This is a genomic window from Herbaspirillum sp. B65, assembly GCF_000333555.1.
Lineage (GTDB): Bacteria > Pseudomonadota > Gammaproteobacteria > Burkholderiales > Burkholderiaceae_D > Herbaspirillum > Herbaspirillum rubrisubalbicans.
This window is the reverse complement of the sequence record NZ_BADI01000731.1, coordinates 1-2,357: the sequence shown is the minus strand read 5'-3', so window position 1 is coordinate 2,357 and position 2,357 is coordinate 1. Positions and strand designations below refer to the sequence as shown.

Annotated in this window: 4 protein-coding genes and 1 pseudogene; all 5 read right to left on the bottom strand. The window is 65.0% G+C overall.

The window, feature by feature from the left end:
* Window positions 1-129, bottom strand: a 129-nt coding sequence (locus I5W_RS30085) for a cytidylyltransferase domain-containing protein (protein WP_374702143.1), incomplete at its 3' end; no start/stop codon positions are given.
* Between the two features lie 55 nt (window positions 130-184).
* Window positions 185-373 (bottom strand): Trm112 family protein, encoded by a 189-nt coding sequence (locus I5W_RS17245; protein WP_017454360.1) that lies wholly within the window; start codon window positions 371-373, stop codon window positions 185-187.
* Window positions 354-1,387: pseudogene (gene lpxK, locus I5W_RS17240) on the bottom strand (tetraacyldisaccharide 4'-kinase). The gene I5W_RS17245 and the pseudogene lpxK overlap by 20 nt, the downstream one beginning before the upstream one ends.
* A 96-nt stretch (window positions 1,388-1,483) precedes the next feature.
* A complete protein-coding gene (locus I5W_RS17235; protein ID WP_017454358.1) occupies window positions 1,484-1,912 on the bottom strand; it encodes an ExbD/TolR family protein in 429 nt (142 codons plus the stop codon).
* A gap of 25 nt (window positions 1,913-1,937) precedes the next feature.
* Window positions 1,938-2,357: MotA/TolQ/ExbB proton channel family protein (locus tag I5W_RS17230; protein WP_044530139.1), on the bottom strand; the 420-nt coding region annotated here is incomplete at its 5' end.

Here is a 2,357-nt window from a genome sequence, read left to right as displayed (position 1 = left end):
GCGCGCGCCCGAGAGCGCTGCGCGCTCGGCCACGCGCACGATCATGGGCTTGCCGCCGAGGTCGGCCAAGGGCTTGTTGGGCAGGCGCGTGGAAGCCAGGCGCGCCGGGATGATGACGGTAAAGGTCATGGTATCAACCGCAGCAGGAAGGCAGAAATCGGGAATCAAGGAACTGCAGCCGGTCTCAGGCGGCTGGCGCGGCCGGGGCCGCGGTCAGTTCGCGCGCTTCATCGGCCCACATGATGGGGATGCCATCGCGGATCGGATAGGCCAGCTTGTCTGCCTTGCAGATCAGTTCCTGGGCTTTCTTGTCATAGTCCAGCGGACCCTTGCAGATGGGGCAAACGAGGATATCAAGCAGTCGGGCGTTCACGGAGTTTCTCCACTATGTGTTGAGCCAGCGCGCTGTCGATGCGCGCCGTGACAGGCACGACCCAGATGCGCGGGTCGTTTCGGATGGCCTCGATAGCCCTGCATTTTACTGCATCCTTTTCCGTGATCAGGATGACATCGGCGGCCAGACCGGCAAAGGGATCGATGGCGAAGTCGTAATGGTCGGGCAAGGGGTGGTGGCTAACCTGCAATCCGGCCCCCTCCAGGGTCGCGAAAAAACGCCCGGGGTTACCGATGCCGGCCACCGCCGCCAGCCGCAATCCGCCCTCTCCCATCTGCGCCAGCGGCTTGCGCGCGGCTGGCGGGGCTAGTTGCAGCGCGTAGTCGGCCTGCAATTGCATGGCATACACGCCGGCCGGGGCCGCCCCCTGCTGGCCGACGCCGACGTTGAGCACCGAGAAATCGCGCCGGCGCCAAGCCGGTTCGCGCAAGGGGCCGGCCGGCAGCAGCCAGCCATTGCCCACGCCGCGCGCGTCCGACAGCACGATCTCGATGTCGCGCGCCAGCGCATAGTGCTGCAAGCCATCGTCGGAAATGATCACGTCCACCTCGGGATGCGCCGCCAGCAGCGCGCGCCCAGCCTGCACCCGGCGCCGCCCTACCACCAGCGGCACGCCGGTGCGCTGGACGATCAGCAAGGGTTCGTCGCCCACCTGCGCCGCCGCCGAGCCGGCATGGACCGCCAGGGTCTGTTCCACACCGCCGCCATAGCCCCGGGAAATCACGCCCGGATGAAAACCGGCCGCGCGCAGCGCTTCAATCAACCAGATCGCAAAGGGGGTCTTGCCGGTCCCGCCCACGAACACATTGCCCACCACGATCACTGGCACCGGCAGCCGTTGGGCACGCTTGATGCCCAGTGCAAAGAGCGCGCGGCGCAAGGCCGCCAGGGCGCCAAAGAGCAGCGATAGCGGCCACAGCAGGCAGGCCAGCGGACCACGACCTTGCCAGGCGCGGCTCAGATGGCTTCGGCGGAGGGCCTGGATTGGGCCATGATCTTGATCCAGTGAATGAAAAAGCAACACGCCCAGCCCCAGCCTGGTCGTGCCGCCATTGAAACATTGACGATATGAAGATTTCTTCAATCTTGCTACTTGCTGCTGGACTGCGCGGCAAAAGTCACCTTGGGATAGCCGGCCAGGCGCGCCGCTTCCAGCACATTGATGACGGTCTGGTGCGTGGCCAGGGCATCGGCATTGATGATGACCACCGGGTCGAGCTTGCTGCCGCTGCCCTTGACGGCCGCCTGCATCTCATCGGACAAGCCCTGGGCATCGCGCGCGGCGATACGCTTGTTGTTGATGGCGTAGCGACCGTTGGCATCGACTGCGATATTGATCTCGAACGGCTGCTCCAGCGCCTTTTGCGCATCGGCCGTGGGCAGCGTGATCTGCAGCGCCGTGAACTTGCTGTAGGTGGTGGTCACCATCAGGAAGATCACGATCACCAGCAGCACATCGATGAAGGGAATCAGGTTGATTTCCAGGTCTTCGCGGGGGCGGCCCTTGCGGAAGTTCATGATTGTCTCCGGCGATGGGCGCGCATCAGCGACGCACGTCGTGGACGATGTCCACGAACTTGACGGCCTGCTGCTCCATGTCCACCACGAAGCCATCGACCAGCGCCCGGAAGTGGCGATAGAACACCAGCGCCGGCATGGCAATGGCCAGCCCGAAACCGGTGTTGTAGAGCGCAATGGAGATGCCATGCGCCAGTTGCGCCGGATTGGTGCCGGCCGCATTTTGCGAGGCGAAGATCTCGATCATGCCCACCACCGTCCCGAACAGGCCCATCAGCGGCGCCAGCGAGGCAATCGTGCCCAGCGTGGTCAGGAAGCGCTCCAGGCGGTGCGCGGCGCCCTGGCCGGCTTCCTCGATGGCTTCCTTCATCACCTCGCGCGGCGCATCCACGTTGCGCAGGCCGGCAGCCAGCACCTGGCCCAGCGGCGGATTCTGTTTCAGCTT

Coding starts and splice junctions, on each gene's coding strand:
- I5W_RS17235 (WP_017454358.1), bottom strand. CDS start 1,912: ATGAACTTCCGCAAGGGCCGCCCCCGCGAAGACCTGGAAATCAACCTG.